Here is a 23952-nt window from a genome sequence, read left to right on the forward strand (position 1 = left end):
TAAGTAATAATTGGGGGGAATGATAAATGGCTAATTTTGAAGATTTTTTAAATTTGGATTTGAGAATTGGAACTGTAATACATGCAGAGGAATTTAAAGAAGCGAGAGTACCAGCGATTAAACTAGCAATAGATTTTGGAGAAATCGGGATAAAGCAGTCAAGTGCTCAAATTACGAAAAGGTATAGTCCAGAAGATTTAATCGGTCAACAAATCGTTGCTGTTGTAAACTTTCCACCAAAGCGTGTAGCTGGATTCAAATCAGAAGTACTTGTGCTTGGTGGTGTTCCTGAAGCTGGTGATGTTGTGTTACTTCAGCCTAATATGGAATTGCCAAATGGAACAAAAATTAGCTAGGGTGAAGGTAGGGGCTAATATGGATATCGGACAAGAATATTTGCAATGTGCGATTTCGAACTTTAAAGCAACAAAGAAACAAGGGGAACGGGCACTTTCTCAATTATCATATGAACAAATACAATGGTCTTCTCATGAAGAAACAAATAGTATAGCGATTATTATTAAGCATCTGCACGGTAATATGCGTTCTAGATGGACGGATTTTTTAACGTCTGATGGTGAAAAAACAGATCGTAATCGAGATGGTGAATTTGAAGGATGCTATCATTCAAAAGAAGAAACCCTTATAGCTTGGCAAGAAGGATGGAAATATGTTTTTAATACGATGAATACTTTAACGCCGGAACACTTATTGAAGACGGTATACATTCGCAGTGAAGCATATACTGTCATGCAAGCAATTGAAAGGCAAATTGCTCATTATGCATTGCATATTGGTCAGATTATTTACATTGGGAAGATGTTAAAAGAAAATGAGTGGGAATGTTTAAGTATTCCGAGAGGTCAGTCTGCGCGTTATGTAGAGAAAAAACGTTCAACATAATAATAAGAAAGAAACCGATAAAAAATGGGAAAAAAGAAAGTCAGCCAAATAATAGATGGTTCTGTAATCATAAGAATACTGCCAAAAATAAGTCCATATATAATAAGAAAGAAATTGAAAAGTGTATTCACAGGGAGAAATCGTGAGATGAACACTTGCTGTCGTTTAAAACAATCACTGTGAAATAAATAAAAGCGGAAGTACCATGTGGCTGTAATAAGATCTTTCTTTTTCATAATTCTTTTTTTGCATGTATGACAGATAAATGGTGGTTGCATTTCATTACGCTCCATTTTTTATTTTCATAATAATGTGAGACAAAAGTAGGTACAAAGTGTATGTTCCTATATACGCTCCTGCAATAAGGAAAAATGGATTCAGTAAAATTCCATGAATGCTCGTCATGAAAACTAAATCTTGTATTAAAACATCGTATATATTAATGGAAATAATTATACCGAGTACATACAGTGCCAAGTACGCAGAAATATGTAGCACAATAGAGATTTTTGGTTGCTTAGCGGACAAATAAAAAATGAATGATAGAGCGATTGGTAATATTCCTATTAATAGCTTCAATTCATTTCACCTCATTAACAATATAGCCGAAATTTTAACGGTCTATTCTCTAGGGCTTGTACATAACTTGAAATAGAGAGGTGATAGTATGAATCGGGGCTTTTTTTTTATGAAGTTTACAAGTATGCGTAAGTTAGTTTTATTTGTTATTACTACAATGCTAGCGACTTTTTTTCTTATTAGTATGATGGTAACCTCTATGAAAGAGACAAAGTCAACGTATTTATATAATTGGTTAAATGAGTTATCGATGAATGGTTACATGTATGTACTTGGAAAAGAGAATCATTATTTTACACAGGAGTATCGAAATTTGAATCAAGATTTTTCAATTTCTTCTTTTCTCTTTTCTATGGCTACAAATATTCGCTTTAATGATGTACGCAGTTTCGTCGGGAAAGAGCTCCCGGGGTTTGGTAAGTACGATACAGAAATTGTTATTGCGGGTGAGGGTACAAATTATTCTAACTTACCGATAGAGTCGAGTGTTCCTCTTGAAGAAGTGGTGAAGGAACGGACTAGTGGAACTGGACAAGTACCTAAACAAGATACGAGTAAAGAGAAAAAACAGCCGTCCCAAACGACTGGGAAGAGACAAGTTGCGTTTATTTATCATACACATAGCTGGGAATCTTATTTACCTTTACTTAACTTAACGAATGACCCGAATCCGAATAAAGCAACGAGTTCTGTATCGAATATTTCTATATTAGGAGATCGTTTCCGTGAACAACTAGAAGGTGAAGGGATTGGAGCTACTAACGATAAGAGTGATGTTGGTCAAAAGTTAATAAGTAAAGGTTTAAACAGTAATAGTTCGTATAAAATGTCACGGGAAATTGTGCAGCAAGCTATGGCTGGAAATAAAGATCTTCAATACTTTTTTGATTTGCATCGTGATAGTGCCCGAAAGAATGTAACGACAAAAACAATTGGAGATAAATCATATGCAAAGCTTGCATTTGTAGTAGGGAAAGGAAATAAAAACTATGAAAAAAACTTACAATTAGCGACAGCTTTACATGAGGCGATTAATAAGAAATATCCAGGAGTGAGCCGTGGGGTCATTCAAAAAGGGTTCCAGACAGGAAATGGAATCTATAATCAAGACCTATCAGGACAAGCGATATTAATAGAAGTTGGCGGTGTAGATAATACAGAGGAAGAATTGAATCGATCAATTGATGCACTTGCTAAAGCATTTGGTGAATATTTTTGGCAGGCAGAAAAAGTGAATGGATAAAGTGAATTTTAAATTGGTGAGAGACCTCACCTGATGAGGATGAGTTCACAGTATTTTTGAAAAAACGTAAGTGTAATGCTTGCGTTTTTTCTTTGTAATGATGAGACGTCACAGAATAGACATAATTTGTCGTTGTTATAGTAATATCGAAATTTGTCAATTTATAGTAGGAGATTTACAAAGGAATTTTCGGGAAAGTAGAGAAAATCTTTTTATAAGGAAAACTTTTTATTATGAAACTGGTAGGGTGATTGAAGTGATTAGGGAAATCGAAATAGAAGATGCAGCATCATTTTTGCAATTAAGTAAGCAATTAGATGAAGAAACGAAGTTTATGTTATATGAACCAGGAGAAAGGAAAACTACAGCTGAGCAACAAGAAAAAATGATCCATCGCTTTATAGAAAATGAATATGCAACAATATTTGTAGCAGTTGAAGATGAGAGAATAGTAGGTTTTATATTAGTGAATGGAAATAACATTCAAAGAAAGAGGCATGTGGCAACCATTGTAATTGGTATTTTGCAAGAGTATAGCGGGCGAGGTATTGGGACGAGATTGTTTAAAGAGGTTGAGAAGTGGGCAAAATTACATGATGTATGGCGTTTAGAATTAACAGTAATGGCCCACAATACAAGAGCTCAGGCACTATATAAAAAAGCTGGATTTGAGAAAGAAGGTGTCAAAAAAGCTGCTCTTATTATCGATGGAAAGGGCATCGATGAGTATGAAATGGCCAAATTATTAAAATAAGAGGTCGTTATATGAAAAAAAGATGGGCACTACTTGGTATTGTAGCTGCAATAATTATTATTGGAGTAGCAGGAATCAATTATAAAATGTATAAGGATAAGCAGGCGCGGGAAGTAAGTGTAAATAGCATATTTCCGAAAGCGAAAGAAACGATTGCTAATATGGATGGGGATATTGCGGTAATTAATAATCCGAATTCAATGCTTGTACTTGTAAATAAAAGTAGGCGTTTACCAGATGGGTATAGACCGCCAGATTTAATTATTCCGAAAGTGCGCTACTCTAGTGAAGGTGATCAAGAAAAGAAAAAGATGAGAAAAGAGGCTGCGAGGGCGCTTGAGGATATGTTTCAGCAGGCTGACAACGAGCGTATTTTTCTTTTTGCAGTTTCTGGATTTAGATCTTTTGATCGACAAAAAGCATTAAATACGATGTATAAAAAACAAGACGGGGTAGCAAAAACAGCAATGTCTAGCGCGGTTCCTGGCACAAGTGAGCATCAAACTGGACTAGCTATGGATATTACGTCTCAATCTGCTAAATTTCAGTTAGAGACGGTTTTTGGGGAAACGAAAGAAGGTCAGTGGCTTTCTGAAAATGCCCATAAATTTGGTTTTGTTGTTCGATACACAAAAGCGAAAGAAACGATTACGGGCTATCGATATGAACCATGGCACGTAAGGTATGTGGGAAATCCACAAGCTACATATTTGTATGATAATCAACTGACGCTTGAAGAAGTAACAGAGTGAACAATTGAGGGGAGAGACGTACAATGACGATGTTATATAAGAAAAAAGTACATGCATATATTACAAGAGAACAAGAGGGGGTTATGCAATTACTTGTTTTTAAACATCGTGATATACATGAAGCTGGTATTCAAGTGCCAGGAGGAACGGTTGATGAAGGTGAAACGTTAGAAGCGGCTATATTGCGTGAAGTACAGGAAGAATCCGGATTGCGTCATTTATGCATAGAACGTTTTTTAGCAGATTACATCATACATATGAAAGAAAAACAGGAATATGAAAAACGCCACTTTTTTCATGTAACTTTACTAACAGATGTAAAGGATACTTGGGAACATATTGTAAGTGCTGGTGAGGAAGATAAAGGATTAGTATTTTGCTACGAATGGGTTGATATTGCAAAATGCCCTGAATTAGCTGGGAAACAAGGTGAGTTTTTACATTTGTTAGATGAAGTATACGCACAGTAATGTAAGAGTCTGAAGCGAAGTTTAATCCGTTTCAGACTTTTTTTATTTTTCGGGAAATTAAAGGTGTTTAAATAAGGAAAGTGAATTTCTTTAAAGGGATATTAATTAAGCTAGCTTATGCTTTTGAACAAGCGACAAAGCATAGAAAAATCCCCAACTTATCATGAATAGAATAAACAAAGAGGACAGGAATCCCTGTTCTCTTTGTTTTAGTGATTAAAGTGAAATATCGTTCTGCTCTGTCTTATGATATTTTAATAAACTAAAAGATAAACAAGCGGAACATAAAATAAGAATAGAAGCGATGATATAAATTGTACGAACACCGAACATATCAGTAATAATGCCAATGCTAAGCATAGATAGTCCAGAGGCTGTTGAAAGAAGTGCACCATGTGCTGTATACATTTTGGATAATAAAGCAGGGGCGATACTTGATTGTAAAACAGTCGTTTGGGAAATATCTCTAATTTGATAACATGGTCCCATTAGAACACATAGAAAAAGCGCAATAAATCCGCTGCTCGTCATACCATATAAAAATGTAAGAATGCTAAATATAAGAGAGCCAATCGACATAGATCGTATTAAATTGTTTTGAATATAGGAACTCATTTTCCATGCTAATAGACCACCGATTAACGTGCCAACATAATAACTTGTATTAATATATCCCCACCATTCTTCGCCTTTATGAAGGATAGTCGTAACGTATGCCATCGTAATAGCACCAATCCATATTGTCCCTGCGAAAGTTTCGATTAAGTCCATATATGTAACGGTACGGAGAGAAGGATTTTGAAATAGGAGTTTCCAACCTTCCAATAAAACAGTACTTTTGGAAGAGGGAGAATCTGCTATTCTTTCAGTATGTATGGAACGTAATGAAAAATGTAATGCAATGCATCCGAAAATCATTAAAATGTTATTAATCATGAGTGTAGAAGTAGCGCCAATGACAAGAACGACAATACTCGTAAATGAATAAGCAACGGCTTGCACAATTTGTGTTGAAAAGGAAAAGATACTATTTACTTTTACTAATTTTTCTTTCGGTGTAAGGCGCGGGAGAATACCGTATAATAACGGAGCACTCCACCCACTACATAATGAAATGACAAAAATAAAAGTTAATAGAGCTATAATGTTTGTGGATAAGACCGGGAACAAAATCATTAATAATAGTAAAAAGACTGTTTTCAGCCATTGGAGCGTATATAACAGCGTATAAGATGGAAAACGATTTATTATAAGTGGTGCAGAGATGTTAGCAATTAGATTTGTGATAACTTGTAATAATGGAAAAAGAGCAGTAATAGTAGCTGATTTAGTTGCTATAAAAATATGAGTTGTAATAATCATTACATATACGATGTCAGCGAGAGTAATGCATATTTTGGAACCTAAATAGTAGATTAGTGACAGGTTTCTCAATAAGATTATCACCTCTATAAAAAATAGTATTTAGTAATTAGAATAATTGTAATTTAAAAATTAAAATTTTTAAAGAATTTAATTTTTTGTCACTTTTTGAAAGGGATTTTCATGTATAATGAAGAATATATTGATATAGTATTATATTAATGATCATTGTAACAGTGAGTATGTACAATAGCTTGTAGCAAACGCCCAAGTGTAAGAAAGGGCGGATAAACCATTCTTTTCTTCATATACATATAGAAAATGAGAAAGAAAGTGAGGGTTGCATATGGCTGCTTGGGTAATTTGGTTTATAATAGCTGGTATTTTATTTATCGCAGAAATGTTGTCGATTACATTTTACATGCTTTGGCTTGGAATTGGAGCTGTTGTCGGAGGTCTTATTGCTTTGTTTGCTCCTGATGCACTACTGTTACAAGTTACTGTTGGTGCAATTGTAAGTTTAACTTTGACATTCTTTACGAAAAGAATTTCAAAAAACTTTCGAGAAGCAAAAGGTTTTACTGATACAGTAGATATGCTTGTTGGTAAAAAAGGGATTGTTATGCAAGCGATTACAAATGAAGCGAATGGTATTGTGAAAGTGGATGGAGATACTTGGACAGCTATTGCAGATTCTTCAATTGATGCTGGAGAAAAAGTCGTTGTTATAAAGAGGCATAGTACTATATTACAAGTGAAAAAGGAGAGTGAATAAATATGGTAGCATTAACGTTAACGATTGTATTCGCACTAATTGTAGTTACATTTATCGCATTAACAATTAAAATTATTCCTCAGCAAAAAGTTGGGGTTGTTGAAAGATTTGGTAAGTTTCAACGTATCATGCACCCAGGGTTAAATATTTTAATACCAATTGTAGATCGTGTTCGTGTATATCATGACTTACGTATTCAACAAACGAATGTACCACCGCAAAAGGTAATTACGAAAGATAATGTTCAAGTAGAAATTGATACTATTATTTTCTATCAAATTGTTGAACCAGAACTTGCGACATATGGTATTTCAAACTATGAATATGGTGTTCGTAATATTACTTCAGCAACGATGCGTCAAATTATCGGTAAAATGGAACTGGATGAAACGTTATCTGGTCGTGAAAAAATTTCAACAGAAATCCGCTTAGCGCTTGATGAAGCAACAGAAAAATGGGGCGTACGTATTGAACGTGTCGAAGTTGTTGATATTAACCCGCCAAAAGATGTGCAAGCATCAATGGAAAAACAAATGAAGGCTGAGCGTAATAAACGTGCGATTATTTTAGAAGCTGAAGCAGCAAAACAAGATAAAGTCCTTCGTGCTGAAGGGGAAAAGCAAAGTAAAATCTTGATGGCTGAAGGGGATAAAGAAGCGCGTATTCGCGAAGCTGAAGGTATAAAAGAAGCAAAAGAATTAGAAGCGCAAGGGGAAGCAAGGGCAATTGAAGAAATCGCAAAAGCAGAACAAAATCGTATTGAATTGCTTCGTGAAGCGAATTTGGATGAGCGTATACTTGCTTACAAATCATTTGAATCATTAGCTGAAGTTGCAAAAGGACCAGCAAATAAAGTCTTTATCCCGTCTAATGCAATTGAAACACTTGGTACTCTTGGGGCAATTGGAGAAATATTTAAAGAAAAACAAGTGAAGAAACTACCTTCAAATGATACAGGAAAAGAACAATAAAAGTGAGGAAGAGAAATGGGATACCATTTCTCTTTTTTTGCGTATATTCCGAAAAGCTTGTACATATCCATGTATAAAGAAGGTGATGCAGTGAAAAAGTATGCAACTCGAATACATGGGAAGAAACTGATTTCGTTACTCCTTTTATATGCGCTAATAGTAATTATGATAGCGTCGATTTTGACGTCATTTTTACATACAATGAAATCGAATTATGCAAATCAATGGTTTGGAAAAGTATCGATGCAAGGTTTTGTTCAAATGATAGAAAGTGAGAATCGCTATTACGGATTTGATTATTTTAAGAAGAATAAAAGAGAGTCAGTTGGAAATTTAATGTTCTCTATTGCGACAGATTTGAAAATTAAAGATTTAAGAACATTCGTCGGTAAAGAAGTACCTGGTATGTCAAAGTATTATTCTAATATTATCGTAGCTGGGGAAGGGACAAACTTGACGAATATCCCAAATGAATCTAGTGTACCGATTGAAGAAGTAACGAAAGAACGGGAAGTAGCAAAAGATAAAGTTACAGAAGCGGAAAAGAATAATCCGGTTCAGAAAAAGAACGGAGCGAAAAAAGGTGAAAGTGCAGTATATATTTATCATACACATAGCTGGGAATCCTTCTTTCCATTATTACCAGGGGCTACGGATCCATCAAGTCCAGATGTAAATGTGTCCTTACTAGGGAAACGTATGAAAGAGCAACTTGAAGGACAAGGAATTCCGGTAGTTCACGATAAAACGAATATGGGTGATTTATTAGCGAGTAAAAAATGGAAATGGCCGCAATCATATAAAGCGTCTCATGAATATGTAAAAGAAGCATTAGCACAAAATAATAAAATTGCGTTTCCAATTGATATACACCGTGACGATCAGCGTAAGAAAGTAACAACAAAAGTAATTAACGGAAAATCGTATGCAAGATTATATTTTATAATTGGGATGGAAAATGAAGGCCGTGCTGAAAATGAAAAAATTGCAAGAGCGATCAATAGTTATTTAGATGAAAACTACTACGGATTAAGTAGAGGGATTTTTCCAAAGTATAAAAAAGATGGAAATGGCGTTTATAATCAAGATTTATCGAAAAATGCGATGTTAATTGAAGTTGGTGGTGTTGATAATACGTTAGATGAATTATATAACACAATTGATGTGTTAACAGAAGCGTTTAGTAAATATTATTGGAATGATGCGGAAAAAGTGAATGGATGAGGGACGGGAGACCGTTCCTTTTTTATTTTGGAATCTTAAAATGTGATATAATGGAATTTTATGAATGTTAAATAAAGGGAGAGAGAAACATGCAAATACTACTAATACGCCACGGAGAATCAGAAGCTGATATTTTACATGTGCATGAAGGTCGAGCTGATTTTGAGTTAACTGACAAAGGGAGACAACAAGTACAAAGACTTGTACAGAAAGTGAAAAAAGATTTTGCGCCAGATTTCATTTGGGCAAGCACATTAAAACGCGCTCGTGAAACGGGTGAAATATTAGCAGAAGCAATTGGTTGTCCAATTCAATTAGAAGAGGAATTAATGGAGTTTAATAATGGAGTGCAAGCAGGCTTATCATTTGAAGAAGCAAAGAAATATCCAGAGCCAAAGTTTCTTCATGACCGTTTTGAAAACGGAGAATCATTTATTGAGTTTCGAATGAGAATAGAAGGAATCTTTTCTAAAATTATGATAGAGAATACATATGATCGAATTGCAATTGTTGCCCATGGAGGCGTAATTAATAGTCTATTACGTGCATTTTTCAAAATGCCAATTTCAATGGACTACTATTTCAAAATGGGAGATACGGGAATAAGTTTAATTGAAATTGAGGGTGAACAAAAAACGGTGCATTTCATTAATGATACGAATCATTTGGACGGGATGTAAAGACTTATGTACAAAGTTGTATTTTTCGATGTTGACGGTACGTTATTAAGTGAGATTGATAGAAGCATGCACGAAAGTATAAAAGAAGCGATACGAAGGTTAATAGATAAAGGAATTCACGTAGTTGTTACAACTGGAAGACCGTATAGTTTATGCTCACAATTTAAGGAACTAGGTATAAATACGTTTATTTCAGCAAATGGTGCACATATAAAATGTGGGAAAGAAGTTATACATAAATCAGTACTTTCAAGCGAAATCGTTCATGATATTTCAAATTTTGCTGAATTACATGGTCACAGTGTTTCTTACTTTACAGAAGAATTTGCAATGAATAATATTGCTTCCAAAGATGAACGTGTCATGCGAGCGTTAAATGAAACTTTAAATTTAGAGCGGTATCCTGACAAAGTTAGAAACTTATCAGATGAGATGTATTGCATATGTCTGTATGCTGATGATACAGAAGCTCAAAAATTCATTGAAAGATATCCAGCACTTACGTTTGAGCGTTTTCATGGTTACGTTATAAATGTATTGGAAGATAGTAAAGTATCGAAGCTAACTGCAATTCAAAAAGTATTGGAACATTTAAACATTAGTAAATTAGAAGCCATTGCTTTTGGCGATGGTGGAAATGATATTGAGATGTTGCAGTATGTAGGATTAGGAGTTGCGATGGGAAATGGTGGAGAGGAGTTGAAGAGAAGGGCTGATTTCGTTACAACGAAGGCGAGTGAAGGCGGAATTTCTTATGCCTTAAAGAAGTTGCGAATTATTTAAAACTAATAGTTAGTCAGTGTGAAAAATCCTGTTTTAATAATGGCTTTTGTTAATATGTATACTGTTTTAGGGAATTATTTGAGCTCTCCTACTTACAATTTAACTGCAGAACAAATCCTTTATTTTCGCTTAGCAGGGCTGTTTGGTATGTTGCTGTCACCACTTGCAGGTCTTTTAACAAAGAGGTTTGAAGTAAGGAAAGTTCTTCAAGGAGGATTGTTGATTGTTATTTTTAGTCTAAGTTCAATGGGCTTTGTTTCGGATCTATCTCTACTTGTAATGATGAGTGTCTGTTTTGTAATAGGTATTGCTATATCCGTTCCGTCTTTAGTTTCTCTTGGAGGTCAATTAGGAGGGAAAGCGAGGGGAATATACTTTTATTTTATTTTTAGGTACTAGTATAGGACCTATCATTTCTATTTATCTTATGAAAATAGGAGGTTATGCTCAAACATTTATTTTATTAGGAATGATACTTTTTATTGGTTTTGTAGCTAATTAATGAATGAGTGGAAAATCACTCAAATAAAGGAATGCGAGGATCTTTCATATGCTCGCATAATAAAATATGAATTTGTCCACGATGATGATAAAAGTGTGCAACGATTTCAAGTAACCATTCAAAGCGCGAATAAGAAATCCCCCAATAGGCAGTCATAACTTCTGCTAATTCTATTTGGGAGTAGGAAAGAAATGTTTTAGAGAGAAGGTTGTATCCTTCAATCATCGTTTGTTGCATGTGAGCAACTGTTACGGGCGTATGTTCTATATAAAAGGTATGTAATTCTTTTTCTGAAATACCATTTAAAATGAGTAAATCAGCATGACAAATAAGAGAAAGATGTGCACACATTTCAAATAATGATCGTTTTGAGTGAATCGGTTGTATTTTTAAATCGTTTTCACTATATTGGTTAAGCATATAAATAGAAGTATCAATAGCAACTTTTAGTTGATGCAATGCAGATTGAACAAACATTGTAATTCTCCTCGTCTCCGTATATAATAGTTTCTTGAGGATATTATATCATACTCAAAATTCCGAAAATTCTAGTAGTTTGACTAGCATAATGAAAAGTATTATATTGTAAAAGGTCATATGAAACGTGAAATAGAATGGAATGCAATTATTGAGTTAGGAGTTAGACCAATGAGTTTGAAATATGGAAGAGATACAATTGTAGAAATTGACTTAAATGCTGTAAAACATAATGTAAAAGAATTTAAAAAACATGTAAATGATGAAGAAATTAAGATGATGGCTGCTGTAAAAGCGAATGGGTATGGCCATGGGGCAGTTGAAGTTGCCAAAGCTGCAATTGAAGCGGGAATACATCAACTTGCAGTTGCATTTGTAGATGAAGCAATAGAATTAAGAGAAGCAGGAATTACTGTACCAATTTTAATTTTAGGATACACACCAGTAGCGGCTGTAGAAGATGTAATTCAATATGACGTTATGATGACTGTTTATAGAGTAGAAGATTTACATGGTATAAATGAAATTGCAAACCGTCTTCAAAAGAAAGTACAAATTCAAGTGAAAATTGATACAGGAATGAGTCGTATCGGTTTACAAGAAGAAGAAGTTAAACCATTTTTAGAAGAATTAAACCGTATGGAGTATGTAGAGGTAGTAGGGATATTTACGCATTACTCTACGGCAGATGAAATCGATAAATCATATACGAATATGCAAACAAGTTTATTTGAAAAGGCTGTTAATACAGCGAAAGAATTAGGAATTCAAATACCATATATTCATAGTTCAAATAGTGCGGGATCAATGGAATTAAGTAACACATTTCAAAATATGGTACGCGTTGGAATAGGAGTGTACGGTATGTATCCATCAAAAGAAGTGGATCATTCAGTCGTTTCTTTACAGCCTGCATTGTCGTTAAAATCAAAAGTAGCTCATATTAAACATGCGAAGAAGAATCGTGGTGTAAGTTATGGGAATACGTATGTAACAACTGGTGAAGAATGGATTGCGACTGTACCAATTGGTTATGCTGATGGTTATAATCGTCAATTATCTAATAAAGGCTATGCGTTAATTAACGGGGTTCGAGTACCTGTTATTGGCCGTGTTTGTATGGATCAGTTAATGTTGGATGTTTCAAAAGCGATGCCAGTACAAGTAGGAGACGAAGTAGTATTCTACGGTAAACAAGGTGAAGAAAATATCGCAGTAGAAGAAATAGCGGATATGTTAGGTACAATAAACTATGAAGTTACATGTATGCTAGATAGAAGAATTCCGCGTGTCTATAAAGAAAATGACGAAACAACTGCAATTGTAAATATATTAAGAAAAAACTGAATCATTTCGATTCAGTTTTTTTATTTTTTTATTCATATCAAATGCGAATATACCCTCGTTATGTAATACGGAGTAAACTTTGCGAAACACACTTTTTAGTTCAACTAAATTAAACTATTACCGGCAGAGATGACCAGTCCCGCAACAAAGATCTAATATACGAGAGTAGGGAAGAGCATCTTGTAAAACGAGGCTGGATAGGAGTATTCAACAAAATGTCCCAATGTTTATTATAGATGTCTGCTAAAATATCATAATTAGAATAAATTGTTTTTTTAACATATGTATTCACCTAAAAATTAATTAAATTATAATAGTCATGCCTCGTGTTAATTTCAAAACCACATTGTGTATATAGTTTTAAAGCGTGGATATTTTTCGTTTCGACGTCTAACTCAATTGTTGAAACTCCTTCTGTAATAAGAGTATGTACTATATTACAAAGAATATCTTTTCCGTATCCTTTACCTTGATAAGAAGGATGAACGGCGAATCCTGATAGTGTAGTAGATTGCTCTTGTTTAGAAACTGTAATTGTTCCTATCACTTTTCCAGCAATAAGGGCACTGTAAACTTGATGGGAAGATGAATTCATCATTTTTTGTAACCATGTAGCCGTATTTTCTACTGAATCACCAAAAGCTTTACTAGAAATTTCAATAAGATCAAGAAGTAATTCTGAAGGTGCAAGAGTAAGCTGTATATTATTATCTGTTGTTTTTTGAATTTCGTTTGTTTTGAACTCCATACTATATTCACTATATAAATATGGTAACTTCATATGTTTTACAAATTCATTCCCAGAAATAGAATCCCCATTAATAATAAGAAGAGCTTCATCTGTCTCTCTATTTTCTATTTCTTTTATTGCAGTTTGTAAAAGGATAGTTCCGAAACGTTGTTTTCTAAAATGAGGATGTACAAAGCCTATTAGTTCAAGCTTTGTTGGTCTTTCGAAATCATACATATTTAAAGCGCCAATTAATTGAGTACCGTTATAAAGAAGAAAATCGTTTATATAATCTTCATTTCGATTTTTTAAAAAGTTGATATGTAAATCTGAAGAGTAATCAAGATTGTCTTGTTGCCCGCAAATATAAGCCAAATCCTTCATTTGTTGTATTTCACTTTCTGTTACAGAACGCTTTTTCTGAATATCCATTTCATAATCCCTCTCATTCGTATTTAAAAATAGGATGGGTGACTTAACCATTCCTTTAATTCCACACTACCTTGCACAGATAACAGTCGGTATAAATAACGATAAGGCTGTCTATATTCTTCTAAGTGAGGAATAGACATAATTGTTTCGTAACCACGTTTAAAGGCATGTGCTTCTTTTTCTGTAAATTCTATAAATTCATTATATAACAGATGATGTGTTATGAGGATAAAGATAAAAAGATAGACAGCATACTTACATTTATAGTGAAAATTCATTAAAAATATTATATTTCTCTATTTTTGTATGAATTGTCTAAAAATAATGGTGGTAATACTTGAATGTAAGACTCGTATCTTTAAATCTATGAAGAGTAAAAGTAAAATTAAGCATTCATTTATAAGATTGTGAATCACAATAATGTAGACTATAGAAAATATTTCTCAATAATAAAATGAAGAGAAAAGCATGAAGAAGTAGAATGCATTCATTTATAATAGACTTAAATTAATTAATATAATTAATTGTTAATTTTATTATATTAATTGGATAGGAGAGAATGTTATGGCAAATGTACTCGTAATAAATTTTCCTGGGGAAGGTCATATTAATCCGACTTTAGCTGTTGTAAGTGAGTTAATTCAGCGAGGGGAAACAGTTGTTTCTTATTGTATTGAAGATTATAGAAAGAAGGTTGAAGCAACAGGTGCGGAATTCCGAGTGTTTGAGAATTTTCTCTCTCAAATTAATATTATGGAACGAGTAAATGAAGGTGGGAGCCCTTTGACGATGCTATCTCATATGATTGAAGCATCAGAGCGTATTGTTACTCAAATTGTAGAAGAAACAAAAGAGGAAAAATATGATTATTTAATATATGATAATCATTTTCCAGTAGGACGTATTATAGCGAATATTTTACAATTACCAAGCGTTTCATCCTGTACAACGTTTGCTGTTAATCAGTACATTAATTTTCATGATGAACAAGAAGCGAGACAAGTAGATGAAATGGATCCATTATATCAATCTTGTTTAGCGCGAATGGAAAGATGGAATAAGCAGTATGGAATGAAATGTAATAGTATGTATGATATTATGAACCATCCTGGTGATATTACGATTGTATATACTTCAAAAGAATATCAGCCACGTTCAGAGGTATTTGATGAATCGTATAAATTTGTAGGTCCATCAATTGCTACTCGAAAAGAAGTGGGGAGTTTTCCTACCGAAGATTTAAAAAATGAAAAAGTGATTTTCATTTCTATGGGAACAGTTTTTAATGAACAACCTGCTTTGTATGAAAAATGTTTTGAAGCGTTTAAAGATGTTGATGCGACAGTCGTATTAGTCGTTGGTAAGAAGATAAATATAAGTCAATTTGAAAATATCCCGAAAAACTTTAAGTTGTATAATTATGTCCCGCAATTAGAAGTTTTACAGCATGCTGATGTATTCGTGACACATGGTGGTATGAATAGTTCGAGTGAAGCGTTATATTACGGTGTTCCATTAGTTGTAATTCCGGTAACAGGAGATCAGCCATTCGTTGCAAAACGATTGACTGAAGTAGGGGCAGGAATAAGACTTAATCGCAACGAGTTAACTTCTGAATTGTTACGTGAGACTGTAAAGAAAGTAATGGATGATGTGACGTTTAAGGAGAATAGTCGTAAAGTGGGAGAGTCGCTTAGAAATGCCGGTGGATATCAAAGGGCAGTTGAGGAAATATTCAAATTAAAAATGAAGCCGTACGTAAAGATTAAATAGATGTTAAAAACACACTTACTTTTAATTTGTAAGTGTGTTTTTAGTATTACGCGTTACATGTGTTACATAAAAATAGCGATAAAGGAGAAACTTTTGTGTATATAAATCGATACCTTTGAATTAGTAGTAAAATTACGTTAAAATAATACTAAGAAAATATATAAGTTTTGGGGGTAATGAATGAAGAAAGTATTTGAATACGTATTATTAACAATTGGCTCAATTATAGTAGCAGGTTCATTAGAGCTTATTTTAGCACCTAATGGATTAGTAGATGGCGGGGTAACGGCTATTGCTATTATGGCAAATAAAGTCGCAGGATTGCCGCTTTATGGTGTGTTCTTAGGAATTAATATCCCAATTTTATTATTTACTGCAAAAGTAATGGGAAAGAAATTTTTTATCCGTACATCTTATGCGAATGTAGTTACAACACTCGGATTAATTTATTTAAAACCATTTCCAGCAATTACGACTTCTGAGTTATTAATTGTACTTTATGGTGGAGTACTGTTTGGAATTGGTGTTGGGATTGTTGTTAAAATGGGTGGAGCAATTGACGGTTCGGAAATGTTAGCAGTTTGGATGAATAAACACTTTAATGTACCGATTAGTACATTTTTACTTGCAGTAAATGCAGTTATTTTCATCTTTGTTGCCATTTTATTTTCAATCGAACAAGCGATGTTCTCATTAGCAATTTTCTATATTGTTACGAAGATGATTGATTTTATATTAGATGGTATTAATCAAGGTAAGAGCGTTATGATTATTTCTGGTAAGAATAAAGAAATAGGCGATTTACTTATGAAAGAATTGCAACTATCTGTTACGTATCTACATGGAGAAGGTGGTTTTTTAGGGGAGCATAAGAGAATCATTTATTGCATTACAAACCGATTCATTTATCCGAAAATGAAAGATCTCGTTCTCTCTGTAGATCCAGCCGCTATAATCGAAGCTTCCTATTCAACAGAAACGACTGGTGTGAAACGTCCGGGAAGGAAAGCTAGGTCAGGTGAATAACTAGAAGAAGGCTGTCCAAAAAGTTATTTTGGACAGCCTTCTTTTTTATTTTGTTGAATTGTTAACATGTTACAAGTTAAATCCACTGTTAAAAAGTTTCCTTGCAACTAGGAAACCAAGCGTCTTTTAATAATGTAGCCAACGTTTCAATTTTATTTTCTGGAATACTACCAAAGCCGAGTAATACGTATGATTCCTTACGTAAATCATTCACGAAATCATATGGAGAAAGTGGGTATAATTTAACGCTTTGTTTTTTAGCGGATTCAATCAGTTCATTTTCATTCATACTGTTATGGACACATAAAACAATATGAAGTCCGGACTGTTCGCCAAGAATTTGAACATTAGCCCCCATTTCTTTCATAATGGATTTTACTAACGCATGATGTTTTCTTTTATATAGTGTACGACTCCGATTAAGGTGACGTTCCCAATTCCCGCTTTGTATAAAGTTAGCAAAAGCAAGTTGTTGTATTGTAGCGACTGTTTGTTTGAAAATTCCATGCAGTTCTTGATATGTTTTTAAAAGGTGTGGTGGTAAAACAACATATCCCATTCGTAAAGAAGGTAAAAAAGATTTTGAGAAAGTTCCCATATAAATAACGCGTTCATTTGAATCAAGACTTTGTAAAGAAGGAATCGGCTTACCAGCGTAGCGAAACTCTCCGTCATAGTCATCTTCAATAATGTATCCGCTGCAATCATTAGCCCACTTTAACAATTCTAATCTTCTAGATAAAGGCATAATAATCCCGAGCGGAAATTGGTGTGATGGTGTAACGTATGCGACATTGGAATTTGTATTGTATAAACTAGAAATATCAATCCCTTTTTCATCCAATGGTATGGGATGAATTTGTCTATCACAGCTTTTAATGATTGCGTGTATACGGTGAAATCCAGGGTTTTCAATGCCGTATTCTTTTGTAGGGCCAAGCAGTTGAAGTAGTAGCCAGAGAAGTGGCTGCGTTCCGGCGCCAATCACAATTTGATCAGGTGAAGAATGGACACCGCGAGAATGATATAAATATGTTGATATATGCTCTCGAAGAGCGAATTCACCTTGAGGGTCTTCTTTGGCAAATAGTGCATTTTCGTATGTAAGTATGGATTCTTGTAATGCTCGTTTCCAATTTGTAATCGGAAATGCATTTTGATCAATAAGTCCTTGGCTACAATCATATTCAAATTTGTCGTCTATCAAATTGCTCGTCTTCTTTGCTGCATTTCGCTTTTTATTTGGGATAACGTCAATATCGAAATTTGCTACAAAAATACCACGTTTCGGTTTACTTTCTACATAACCTTCAGCTAATAATTGTTGATAAGCTGATTCAACAGTAATGCGGCTAATATTAAGTTGTGATGCTAAATTTCTGTGTGAGGGTAGACGTGTGCCGACAGAAATAGTCCCTTGTATAATTTCAGCTTTAATATATTCGTAAATTTGCAAGTAAATAGGTGTGTTACTTTGTAATTGCAATGGGATAGTAAAATCCATATAAAACTCTCCTTTAAAACTGGCCTTATAAAAAATACTTAAACTGTCACTTAAGTGAAGGGCAGTTACTTTCTATAATAATGATATAACATTTAGAAAATTAAATAAATAGTTAGAGGAGAGTTAAAAATGAATGTTAAAGAAGTAGTAACAGAAGAGCAATTACATGAAGTATTACCTGTTTTACAGCAATTACGAATGAAACTTTCAAAAGAGGAAACAAGCTCTTTATTTCGAAATATGAAAGAAGAAAATTATAAACTATTTTTGCTGCGTAATGAGAATGATGAAGTTGTTAGCCTTGCAGGTGTAGCGATTTGTACGAACTTTTATAATAAGAAACACGTTTTCGTATATGACCTTGTAACAGCAGAAGCACATCGTTCAAAAGGACATGGGAAAGTATTACTTTCGTATATAGAGAACTGGGGAAAGGAAAACGGATGTGAGTCTATCGTCCTCACGTCAGCATTTTCAAGAATTGATGCTCATCGTTTTTATGAAAGAGAAGGGTATGATAAGGTGAGTTATTCTTTTCATAAAGAATTATAAAAAATAAGAAGAAGTTGTCCCGCAAAAGTTGGGAACAGCTCCTTCTTATTTTTTAAGTTATTATTAAACCGTAAATAGGTTGTAAGTTATGGTATATGTATTTGAAAAGGTTATATAGTGTATTTTGTCGAATAGTTTTAATTTAATAAAGAGAATGATTGGAGCGCTTATACTTGAAAAAAATAAAGAAACTATCAATCCCTAATGATGCTAGAGTTATCGTCATATCGGATATTCATGGAGAATTAAATCTTTTAAAAGAAGCACTACATAAAGTTAACTTTAAAGATGAAGATTATTTAATTATTAATGGAGATCTTTGCGAGAAAGGACGAGATAGCGTAGGCGTAGTAAACTACGTTATGAATCTTGTAAAGAACAATTCAAAGGTTCACGTTGTTGAAGGGAATTGTGAAGTTTTAGTTGATGCTCTTCTAAATGAAAATCCTGGTCTTATTAATTATTTATGTACGAGGAAGCATTCAATTTTTAATGAATGGCTAGAGCAATTGGGTTTTTCAGTTCATGAGGGCACTTCAATTCGTGAAGTGAAAGAAGCATTGTTAAGTGAATTTTCACAAGAACTATATTGGCTAACAGAGTTGCCAACAGCGATTGAAACAGAAGATTATATTTTTGTGCATGCCGGTCTAGAAGATAGAGTAGATTGGAAAGAAACTGAGCGCAAAAATGCGATAGCAATGCCGGAGTTTTTCAATCAATCACATAAAGCAAATAAGTATGTAATAGTCGGTCATTGGCCTGTCGTGAACTATTCTGAAGAAGCACCGTCTAATAATCCAGTTATTGATAAGGAGAAAAAAATTATTGCAATTGATGGAGGAAATGCAATTAAAGAAGCAGGGCAATTAAACGTATTTATTATTCAGAGGAAACAAACGGGCGATACGTTTTCTTATACATATGTAGACTATTTTCCAGAGTACGAAGTAATAGCGGATTTTAATGCGAATTCAGAAATGCAGGGCGGAGTGACATATCCGTATTATTACATAGAGCCTATCGAGAAGATGCAAGATTACACCGTATGTAAACAAAAGGAAACGAATAATGTGCTCACTGTAAAAAATGAATATATGAAACAACTTAAGTCAGGTGAATATACAGTGAAAACCGATATTTCTTGTGCGCAAATAAGCGTTAGGAAGGGAGATATCGTTTCTCTCATTGATGATAGCTGTTCAGGATATGATTTAATTAAAAAAGATGGCGTAGAGGGTTGGATAGAGAAAGGGATTTTAGTTGAGATAGAAAAAGTGAAAAATAAAACATTAAGCTGAAATAGGAGGGATATAACCTCCTATTTTTTTAAAGGAGTAGATTGCTTGCTGTCTTTAATAAGTAAATAAATCGTACTCGGCAGAATGATAAGCGTCATTCCTAAAAGAATTGCTAGTATGCCATAACCTCTATAGGGAGCAGAAACGATAAAAGGAAGTATCGCTAAAAAAATACCTGCTATCATCATTGAAATACTACTAATATTTGAAGCTCTTTTTTCAAGGTGCTTATCATTCCATTCTAATGAAACGGTTGATTTAGTCGTATCAATTTTGGAACTGAAATAACCTATTAATATAAATAAAAGCCCTAATGCTAAAAATATGAAATGATCAAGGGGAAGTGAAAAGCCAAGAGCGATGAGGGCGATGACAATATCGACAAAAAATAAGAATAGTAACATTGTGTTGCCGATCCAATGGAGAAATTTCTGGTTACTCGCTGCTTTAGATAAAGCTAAAAATACAAAGAATAAGAAGGAACATATAATTATATTTACGATTACAAAAGTGCTTTTATCCATTGTTGATGTAGGCGTTCCATTAAAGTCCCATTTCGTAACAATATTTGATGGTAAGAAGAAATATAGAATAATATTTGTCGTAACAATAGTGAGAAATAAAGCAATACTAAATCGATTCTTCACTGAATCACCAGCTTTCTAAATCAATAATTGGTATCTAATAACAAAATTATACAATATAATAAATGATATTAGTTTTGATTTTTCTGAAAAAATATTATAATTATATATGAAATAAAGAGGAATGCAGGAGGGAATTATGCAAAACGTTGTATTAAAGGGGAAGAAAGTTACAATTCGTACAATTGAAGAATCAGATATAAAAACATTATGGAATATCATATTTAAAGAAGAAAGCCCAGAATGGAAGAAATGGGATGCGCCATATTTCCCGTTCTCAATGCAAGAATACTCTTCCTATAAAGAGAAGATGCAAACTCGTTTGAAAGAAGAACCACTGTCAAATTTAATTATAGAAAATAACGGTCAAATCATTGGGACAGTCGGGTTTTATTGGGAATACAAACCGACGCGTTGGTTAGAGATGGGGCTTGTGATTTATGACCCAACATACTGGAATGGTGGATACGGTACAGAAACATTGACATTATATAGAGATTTGCTATTTGAAAAAATGGAGATTGGTAGAGTAGGAATCACGACTTGGTCTGGCAATGAACGAATGATGAAAGTAGCGGAGAAAATAGGAATGAGCTTAGAAGGTAGAATGCGAAAGTGTCGTTATTATAACGGAACATACTATGATTCTATTCGAATGGGCATGATTCGTGAAGAATGGGAAGCACTATGTGTAATGAAGGGGTGAGAAAGATTGTACGCTATTATTGCTACATTTGATCGTGTGTTTACTAATAAAATTACAGAATTGCAAAATGAATTAACAAATGTAATTGGAACAAATCAATTAGCTGGAGTAGAACCTCATATAACGATTGCGGATTATAATGAGTTAGATGTCCATTTGTATACTGAGAAACTAGGGAAGTTTGTAGCTATTCAAGAAAATATGGACGCAGTAACTTTTCCTTCTGTTGGAATTTTTCCTACTAATGGAACGGTCTTTCTAGCGCCGACCGTTACTGATGAATTGTTAAAACTTCATTATTCTTATCATGATTATTTTAAAACTTTTCATGACAACCCAAATTCATATTACGTACCGGGAAAATGGGTTCCGCATTGTACAATTGCAAATAGATTACATACAAAGCAGTTTTTAAGTGTAATGGAATATATTTATGGAAAGTTTGATTTTGCAACAGCTTCAATTGAGAAATTAAAATTAATTAAGATGAATTATGAAAATGGTTTTGCCGTTTCTTCTAGTATATTAGCAGAATATAATTTAAAGAGAATGGAGACATCGAGATGACATATATAATTAGAGAAATGAAGCAAGAAGATATTCATGCTGTACAATCAGTAGCAAAAATAGCTTGGCATGATACATATGAAGGCATTATTCCAAGAGAAATTCAAGACAGTTTTTTAGACGAGGCATATTCTGATGAAAAAATGAAATATCGTCTTAAAAATACGCATTTATTCGTTGCGGAAGAAGAAGGAGAAGTAATAGGGTTTGCGAACTTTTCACCTGTTAGACTACAAAATGAAGCGGAATTAGGTGCGATTTATTTGTTACCAGATCAGCAAGGAAAAGGGATCGGAAGTGCTTTATTACAAAAAGGAATTAAAGCATTAAATGGGATACGGAAGTTGTACATACATGTAGAAGCTGCAAATGAAAAAGGAAAACGCTTTTATGAAGCGAAAGGTTTTGCTGAATTAGAGCAATTTGAAGAAGACTTTGAAGGACATATGATGCAGACAGTAAGGATGGTTTTATACGTATAAGGAGGACTAGTAATGAAAATTTTTGATTTTAGTGAAAAAGTAGGAAAGCACCTATCAGTATTTCAATCTAATTTCATCATGTCGAAAATATTAAACCATCGAGGGAATATACATATCGGTGCTATGCATTTACACGAGAATGGAATCATCGGTAATCATGAAGCAGTTGTATCTCAACTGCTTCTTATTGTGAAAGGAGCAGGATATGTATGTGGGGTAAATAAAGAAAAGATAAAGATAGAGGCGGGACAAGCTGTGTTTTGGGAAAAGGGAGAGCTCCATGAAACAAGTACAGAACACGGATTAACAGCAATTGTTATGGAAGCGGAGAATCTTGAACAAGCGATAGTAATGCCTATTATTCAAGGGGAGTTGTAAAAATGATAATTAAGGCGAATCAAGAAGATACCAATGAAATATTAAAATGTGCGGCTCAATCGCTTTTTGAAGGGACGAGAGGCAATTGTCAATTAAGTACCGAGAAAGCGATTGAAATTACAAAGCCGATTGTAGAAAAAGGAGCATACTATTTAATCGTTAAAGAAAAAAATAAAGTAATGGGATGGATATTAATAGGGGAAAATACAGACTATTTTTCTCGTGAAAAACTTGGATTTATATATGAATTGTACGTTTTCCCAGAATATCGCGGGAGAGGATTATCGCGAGAACTGATGGAAGCTGGTATTAAGGAATTAAAGGAGAAGTATTTAGAAATTCGGTTGAATGTATTTGCTGGGAATTTTGCAAAAGAGATGTACGAAGAGTTTGGGTTTGTTGAAAGGCAGGTAATTATGACTTTGAAGTGAGTATTATATTCTGAATGGGAGAAAACAATGATTTAGTGGCTACTTTATCGCTGGAATTTAAAGCGATAAAGTATAAAATAGATGGTTTGCCTTTATTTTATAGTCGATTTATAGAGTGTGCTTAAAAAACAAATAAATTAGTATTATACAATATATCGTTATTATAGTAAAAGAGAAATTTTGGAAAAATATCATTTTTTTGTTTAGAAATTTTTAAATTATTGATATAATCAATTTGTAGAATTGATTATTGGTTAATTTTACTATTTTTTAATTTTAAGGGGGATTTAATAATGGCAGGACAAATTCGTATGTCACCAGAGGAGCTTAAATCGAAAGCGACTCGATATGGACAAGGTGCAAATCAAATTGAGGACATTTTACGTCAACTACAAAACTTACAAAATGAATTAAGAGGAGAATGGGAAGGTCGTGCTTTCGAAGGTTTTGACCAACAGTTCAATCAATTAAAGCCAAAAGTACAAAACTTCGCACAGCTATTACAAGAAATTAATATGCAGCTTAATAAAACTGCAGAAGCTGTTGCTAGACATGACGAAGATCTTTCTCGTAATTTCGGTCTACAATAAGACAGATAAAAAGA

At 33.7% G+C, this 23952-nt stretch carries 30 protein-coding genes and 2 pseudogenes; 23 read left to right on the forward strand and 9 right to left on the reverse strand.

The window, feature by feature from the left end; all coding sequences use genetic code 11:
- The first annotated feature begins 26 nt into the window (after positions 1 to 26).
- Both csaA and NST27_RS09945 read left to right on the forward strand, forming a co-directional pair.
- Positions 27 to 356 (forward strand): chaperone CsaA, encoded by a 330-nt coding sequence (csaA, locus tag NST27_RS09940; RefSeq protein ID WP_001263017.1) that lies wholly within the window; start codon positions 27 to 29, stop codon positions 354 to 356.
- Positions 337 to 903, forward strand: a complete 567-nt coding sequence (locus NST27_RS09945; RefSeq protein ID WP_000435823.1) for a DUF1572 domain-containing protein — start codon at positions 337 to 339, stop codon at positions 901 to 903. The genes csaA and NST27_RS09945 overlap by 20 nt, the downstream gene beginning before the upstream one ends.
- On the opposite strand, the gene NST27_RS09950 is transcribed toward NST27_RS09945, so the two are convergent.
- Together NST27_RS09950 and NST27_RS09955 are read right to left on the reverse strand one after the other, a co-directional pair.
- Positions 876 to 1181, reverse strand: a complete 306-nt coding sequence (locus NST27_RS09950; RefSeq protein WP_047386009.1) for a hypothetical protein — start codon at positions 1179 to 1181, stop codon at positions 876 to 878. The two genes, NST27_RS09945 and NST27_RS09950, sit on opposite strands and share 28 nt — an antisense overlap.
- 4 nt (positions 1182 to 1185) lie before the next feature.
- Entirely contained in the window at positions 1186 to 1482 is a 297-nt protein-coding gene (locus NST27_RS09955) for a hypothetical protein (RefSeq protein WP_000770736.1), read from the reverse strand.
- A gap of 88 nt (positions 1483 to 1570) precedes the next feature.
- Between NST27_RS09955 and spoIIP (NST27_RS09960) the strand changes: the two genes are divergently transcribed.
- The 4 genes from spoIIP (NST27_RS09960) to NST27_RS09975 all read left to right on the forward strand — a co-directional run bounded on the left by spoIIP (NST27_RS09960) (position 1571) and on the right by NST27_RS09975 (position 4701).
- Complete coding sequence (gene spoIIP / locus NST27_RS09960) at positions 1571 to 2725, forward strand: stage II sporulation protein P (RefSeq protein WP_001079280.1); 1155 nt, start codon at positions 1571 to 1573, stop codon at positions 2723 to 2725.
- Positions 2726 to 2981: 256 nt separating this feature from the next.
- Positions 2982 to 3479 carry a GNAT family N-acetyltransferase gene (locus NST27_RS09965; RefSeq protein WP_000617572.1) on the forward strand — a complete coding sequence of 166 codons (498 nt, stop codon included), beginning with the start codon at positions 2982 to 2984 and terminating at the stop codon, positions 3477 to 3479.
- Between the two features lie 11 nt (positions 3480 to 3490).
- On the forward strand, positions 3491 to 4231 hold the full coding sequence (locus NST27_RS09970; protein WP_000747644.1) for a M15 family metallopeptidase: 741 nt from the start codon (positions 3491 to 3493) through the stop codon (positions 4229 to 4231).
- Positions 4232 to 4254: 23 nt separating this feature from the next.
- On the forward strand, positions 4255 to 4701 hold the full coding sequence (locus NST27_RS09975) for an NUDIX hydrolase (protein WP_000178293.1): 447 nt from the start codon (positions 4255 to 4257) through the stop codon (positions 4699 to 4701).
- A 216-nt stretch (positions 4702 to 4917) separates the two neighbouring features.
- On the opposite strand, the gene NST27_RS09980 is transcribed toward NST27_RS09975, so the two are convergent.
- Positions 4918 to 6135: an MFS transporter gene (locus NST27_RS09980; protein WP_001245219.1), complete on the reverse strand. Its 1218-nt coding sequence runs from the start codon at positions 6133 to 6135 to the stop codon at positions 4918 to 4920.
- A 274-nt stretch (positions 6136 to 6409) separates the two neighbouring features.
- On the opposite strand from NST27_RS09980, the gene NST27_RS09985 reads away from it, so the two are divergent.
- From NST27_RS09985 to NST27_RS10010, 6 genes are all read left to right on the forward strand, one after another.
- Positions 6410 to 6838, forward strand: a complete 429-nt coding sequence (locus tag NST27_RS09985) for an NfeD family protein (RefSeq protein WP_000741974.1) — start codon at positions 6410 to 6412, stop codon at positions 6836 to 6838.
- A 2-nt stretch (positions 6839 to 6840) separates the two neighbouring features.
- On the forward strand, positions 6841 to 7809 hold the full coding sequence (locus NST27_RS09990; protein WP_000226265.1) for an SPFH domain-containing protein: 969 nt from the start codon (positions 6841 to 6843) through the stop codon (positions 7807 to 7809).
- Positions 7810 to 7824: 15 nt separating this feature from the next.
- Positions 7825 to 9033: a stage II sporulation protein P gene (gene spoIIP, locus NST27_RS09995; protein WP_002098533.1), complete on the forward strand. Its 1209-nt coding sequence runs from the start codon at positions 7825 to 7827 to the stop codon at positions 9031 to 9033.
- 89 nt (positions 9034 to 9122) lie between these two features.
- On the forward strand, positions 9123 to 9713 hold the full coding sequence (locus NST27_RS10000) for a histidine phosphatase family protein (protein WP_001166433.1): 591 nt from the start codon (positions 9123 to 9125) through the stop codon (positions 9711 to 9713).
- A gap of 6 nt (positions 9714 to 9719) precedes the next feature.
- Entirely contained in the window at positions 9720 to 10496 is a 777-nt protein-coding gene (locus NST27_RS10005; protein ID WP_000278944.1) for a Cof-type HAD-IIB family hydrolase, read from the forward strand.
- Positions 10497 to 10535: 39 nt separating this feature from the next.
- Positions 10536 to 10895 carry a hypothetical protein gene (locus tag NST27_RS10010; RefSeq protein ID WP_003284084.1) on the forward strand — a complete coding sequence of 120 codons (360 nt, stop codon included), beginning with the start codon at positions 10536 to 10538 and terminating at the stop codon, positions 10893 to 10895.
- 118 nt (positions 10896 to 11013) lie between these two features.
- Here NST27_RS10010 and NST27_RS10015 read toward each other — a convergent pair whose 3' ends face one another.
- Complete coding sequence (locus tag NST27_RS10015; RefSeq protein WP_000498002.1) at positions 11014 to 11475, reverse strand: DinB family protein; 462 nt, start codon at positions 11473 to 11475, stop codon at positions 11014 to 11016.
- A 171-nt stretch (positions 11476 to 11646) separates the two neighbouring features.
- Here NST27_RS10015 and alr point away from each other — a divergent pair, with 171 nt between their 5' ends.
- The gene (gene alr / locus NST27_RS10020) at positions 11647 to 12822 is read left to right on the forward strand and encodes an alanine racemase (RefSeq protein ID WP_001987589.1); all 1176 of its coding nucleotides are present in this window, start codon (positions 11647 to 11649) and stop codon (positions 12820 to 12822) included.
- Between the two features lie 120 nt (positions 12823 to 12942).
- Here alr and NST27_RS29560 read toward each other — a convergent pair.
- From NST27_RS29560 to NST27_RS10035, 3 genes and pseudogenes are all read right to left on the reverse strand, one after another.
- Positions 12943 to 13114 (reverse strand): annotated as a pseudogene (locus tag NST27_RS29560) (class I SAM-dependent methyltransferase); the annotation flags it as partial.
- Positions 13115 to 13984 (reverse strand): GNAT family N-acetyltransferase, encoded by an 870-nt coding sequence (locus NST27_RS10030; protein ID WP_000354416.1) that lies wholly within the window; start codon positions 13982 to 13984, stop codon positions 13115 to 13117.
- A 23-nt stretch (positions 13985 to 14007) separates the two neighbouring features.
- Positions 14008 to 14169 (reverse strand): annotated as a pseudogene (locus tag NST27_RS10035) (nitrate reductase); the annotation flags it as partial.
- 379 nt (positions 14170 to 14548) lie between these two features.
- Here NST27_RS10035 and NST27_RS10040 point away from each other — a divergent pair.
- Together NST27_RS10040 and NST27_RS10045 are read left to right on the forward strand one after the other, a co-directional pair.
- A complete protein-coding gene (locus NST27_RS10040) occupies positions 14549 to 15757 on the forward strand; it encodes a macrolide family glycosyltransferase (protein ID WP_000024487.1) in 1209 nt (402 codons plus the stop codon).
- Between the two features lie 180 nt (positions 15758 to 15937).
- A complete protein-coding gene (locus NST27_RS10045) occupies positions 15938 to 16783 on the forward strand; it encodes a YitT family protein (protein WP_000755125.1) in 846 nt (281 codons plus the stop codon).
- Between the two features lie 88 nt (positions 16784 to 16871).
- Here NST27_RS10045 and pdxR read toward each other — a convergent pair whose 3' ends face one another.
- A complete protein-coding gene (pdxR, locus tag NST27_RS10050) occupies positions 16872 to 18287 on the reverse strand; it encodes a MocR-like pyridoxine biosynthesis transcription factor PdxR (RefSeq protein ID WP_047386013.1) in 1416 nt (471 codons plus the stop codon).
- A 129-nt stretch (positions 18288 to 18416) separates the two neighbouring features.
- On the opposite strand from pdxR, the gene NST27_RS10055 reads away from it, so the two are divergent.
- Together NST27_RS10055 and NST27_RS10060 are read left to right on the forward strand one after the other, a co-directional pair.
- Entirely contained in the window at positions 18417 to 18839 is a 423-nt protein-coding gene (locus NST27_RS10055; protein ID WP_001101109.1) for a GNAT family N-acetyltransferase, read from the forward strand.
- 173 nt (positions 18840 to 19012) lie between these two features.
- Positions 19013 to 20140 carry a metallophosphoesterase gene (locus NST27_RS10060; RefSeq protein WP_000721385.1) on the forward strand — a complete coding sequence of 376 codons (1128 nt, stop codon included), beginning with the start codon at positions 19013 to 19015 and terminating at the stop codon, positions 20138 to 20140.
- 20 nt (positions 20141 to 20160) lie between these two features.
- Here the strand turns inward: NST27_RS10060 and NST27_RS10065 are convergent, their stop codons facing one another.
- Positions 20161 to 20787, reverse strand: a complete 627-nt coding sequence (locus NST27_RS10065; protein ID WP_000797172.1) for a DUF1648 domain-containing protein — start codon at positions 20785 to 20787, stop codon at positions 20161 to 20163.
- 136 nt (positions 20788 to 20923) lie between these two features.
- On the opposite strand from NST27_RS10065, the gene NST27_RS10070 reads away from it, so the two are divergent.
- The 6 genes from NST27_RS10070 to NST27_RS10095 all read left to right on the forward strand — a co-directional run bounded on the left by NST27_RS10070 (position 20924) and on the right by NST27_RS10095 (position 23938).
- Complete coding sequence (locus tag NST27_RS10070) at positions 20924 to 21490, forward strand: GNAT family N-acetyltransferase (protein ID WP_001181855.1); 567 nt, start codon at positions 20924 to 20926, stop codon at positions 21488 to 21490.
- Between the two features lie 6 nt (positions 21491 to 21496).
- Positions 21497 to 22057, forward strand: coding sequence for a 2'-5' RNA ligase family protein (locus NST27_RS10075; protein ID WP_000270888.1), 561 nt, complete (start codon positions 21497 to 21499; stop codon positions 22055 to 22057).
- Complete coding sequence (locus NST27_RS10080; protein ID WP_000221048.1) at positions 22054 to 22539, forward strand: GNAT family N-acetyltransferase; 486 nt, start codon at positions 22054 to 22056, stop codon at positions 22537 to 22539. The genes NST27_RS10075 and NST27_RS10080 overlap by 4 nt, the downstream gene beginning before the upstream one ends.
- A 12-nt stretch (positions 22540 to 22551) precedes the next feature.
- Complete coding sequence (locus NST27_RS10085) at positions 22552 to 22917, forward strand: hypothetical protein (RefSeq protein ID WP_000688078.1); 366 nt, start codon at positions 22552 to 22554, stop codon at positions 22915 to 22917.
- Positions 22918 to 22919: 2 nt separating this feature from the next.
- Positions 22920 to 23348: a GNAT family N-acetyltransferase gene (locus tag NST27_RS10090; RefSeq protein ID WP_000584232.1), complete on the forward strand. Its 429-nt coding sequence runs from the start codon at positions 22920 to 22922 to the stop codon at positions 23346 to 23348.
- A 293-nt stretch (positions 23349 to 23641) separates the two neighbouring features.
- A complete protein-coding gene (locus NST27_RS10095; protein ID WP_000918601.1) occupies positions 23642 to 23938 on the forward strand; it encodes a WXG100 family type VII secretion target in 297 nt (98 codons plus the stop codon).
- Positions 23939 to 23952 lie beyond the last annotated feature (14 nt).

This window comes from Bacillus sp. FSL W8-0770 (assembly GCF_038008705.1).
GTDB lineage: Bacteria > Bacillota > Bacilli > Bacillales > Bacillaceae_G > Bacillus_A > Bacillus_A cereus.

Excerpts from the sequence above, each read along its gene's own strand:
- alr (WP_001987589.1), top strand. The coding sequence starts at position 11,647 with ATGAGTTTGAAATATGGAAGAGATACAATTGTAGAAATTGACTTAAAT.
- NST27_RS09970 (WP_000747644.1), top strand. The coding sequence starts at position 3,491 with ATGAAAAAAAGATGGGCACTACTTGGTATTGTAGCTGCAATAATTATT.
- spoIIP (WP_001079280.1), top strand. The coding sequence starts at position 1,571 with ATGAATCGGGGCTTTTTTTTTATGAAGTTTACAAGTATGCGTAAGTTA.
- NST27_RS10010 (WP_003284084.1), top strand. The coding sequence starts at position 10,536 with ATGGCTTTTGTTAATATGTATACTGTTTTAGGGAATTATTTGAGCTCT.
- NST27_RS10085 (WP_000688078.1), top strand. The coding sequence starts at position 22,552 with ATGAAAATTTTTGATTTTAGTGAAAAAGTAGGAAAGCACCTATCAGTA.
- NST27_RS10090 (WP_000584232.1), top strand. The coding sequence starts at position 22,920 with ATGATAATTAAGGCGAATCAAGAAGATACCAATGAAATATTAAAATGT.
- NST27_RS09950 (WP_047386009.1), bottom strand. The coding sequence starts at position 1,181 with ATGCAACCACCATTTATCTGTCATACATGCAAAAAAAGAATTATGAAA.
- NST27_RS10045 (WP_000755125.1), top strand. The coding sequence starts at position 15,938 with ATGAAGAAAGTATTTGAATACGTATTATTAACAATTGGCTCAATTATA.
- NST27_RS09945 (WP_000435823.1), top strand. The coding sequence starts at position 337 with ATGGAACAAAAATTAGCTAGGGTGAAGGTAGGGGCTAATATGGATATC.
- NST27_RS10095 (WP_000918601.1), top strand. The coding sequence starts at position 23,642 with ATGGCAGGACAAATTCGTATGTCACCAGAGGAGCTTAAATCGAAAGCG.
- NST27_RS09975 (WP_000178293.1), top strand. The coding sequence starts at position 4,255 with ATGACGATGTTATATAAGAAAAAAGTACATGCATATATTACAAGAGAA.
- NST27_RS10070 (WP_001181855.1), top strand. The coding sequence starts at position 20,924 with ATGCAAAACGTTGTATTAAAGGGGAAGAAAGTTACAATTCGTACAATT.
- NST27_RS10000 (WP_001166433.1), top strand. The coding sequence starts at position 9,123 with ATGCAAATACTACTAATACGCCACGGAGAATCAGAAGCTGATATTTTA.
- NST27_RS10055 (WP_001101109.1), top strand. The coding sequence starts at position 18,417 with ATGAATGTTAAAGAAGTAGTAACAGAAGAGCAATTACATGAAGTATTA.
- spoIIP (WP_002098533.1), top strand. The coding sequence starts at position 7,825 with ATGGGATACCATTTCTCTTTTTTTGCGTATATTCCGAAAAGCTTGTAC.
- NST27_RS10015 (WP_000498002.1), bottom strand. The coding sequence starts at position 11,475 with ATGTTTGTTCAATCTGCATTGCATCAACTAAAAGTTGCTATTGATACT.
- csaA (WP_001263017.1), top strand. The coding sequence starts at position 27 with ATGGCTAATTTTGAAGATTTTTTAAATTTGGATTTGAGAATTGGAACT.
- NST27_RS09990 (WP_000226265.1), top strand. The coding sequence starts at position 6,841 with ATGGTAGCATTAACGTTAACGATTGTATTCGCACTAATTGTAGTTACA.
- NST27_RS10030 (WP_000354416.1), bottom strand. The coding sequence starts at position 13,984 with ATGGATATTCAGAAAAAGCGTTCTGTAACAGAAAGTGAAATACAACAA.
- pdxR (WP_047386013.1), bottom strand. The coding sequence starts at position 18,287 with ATGGATTTTACTATCCCATTGCAATTACAAAGTAACACACCTATTTAC.
- NST27_RS10040 (WP_000024487.1), top strand. The coding sequence starts at position 14,549 with ATGGCAAATGTACTCGTAATAAATTTTCCTGGGGAAGGTCATATTAAT.
- NST27_RS09985 (WP_000741974.1), top strand. The coding sequence starts at position 6,410 with ATGGCTGCTTGGGTAATTTGGTTTATAATAGCTGGTATTTTATTTATC.
- NST27_RS10005 (WP_000278944.1), top strand. The coding sequence starts at position 9,720 with ATGTACAAAGTTGTATTTTTCGATGTTGACGGTACGTTATTAAGTGAG.
- NST27_RS10080 (WP_000221048.1), top strand. The coding sequence starts at position 22,054 with ATGACATATATAATTAGAGAAATGAAGCAAGAAGATATTCATGCTGTA.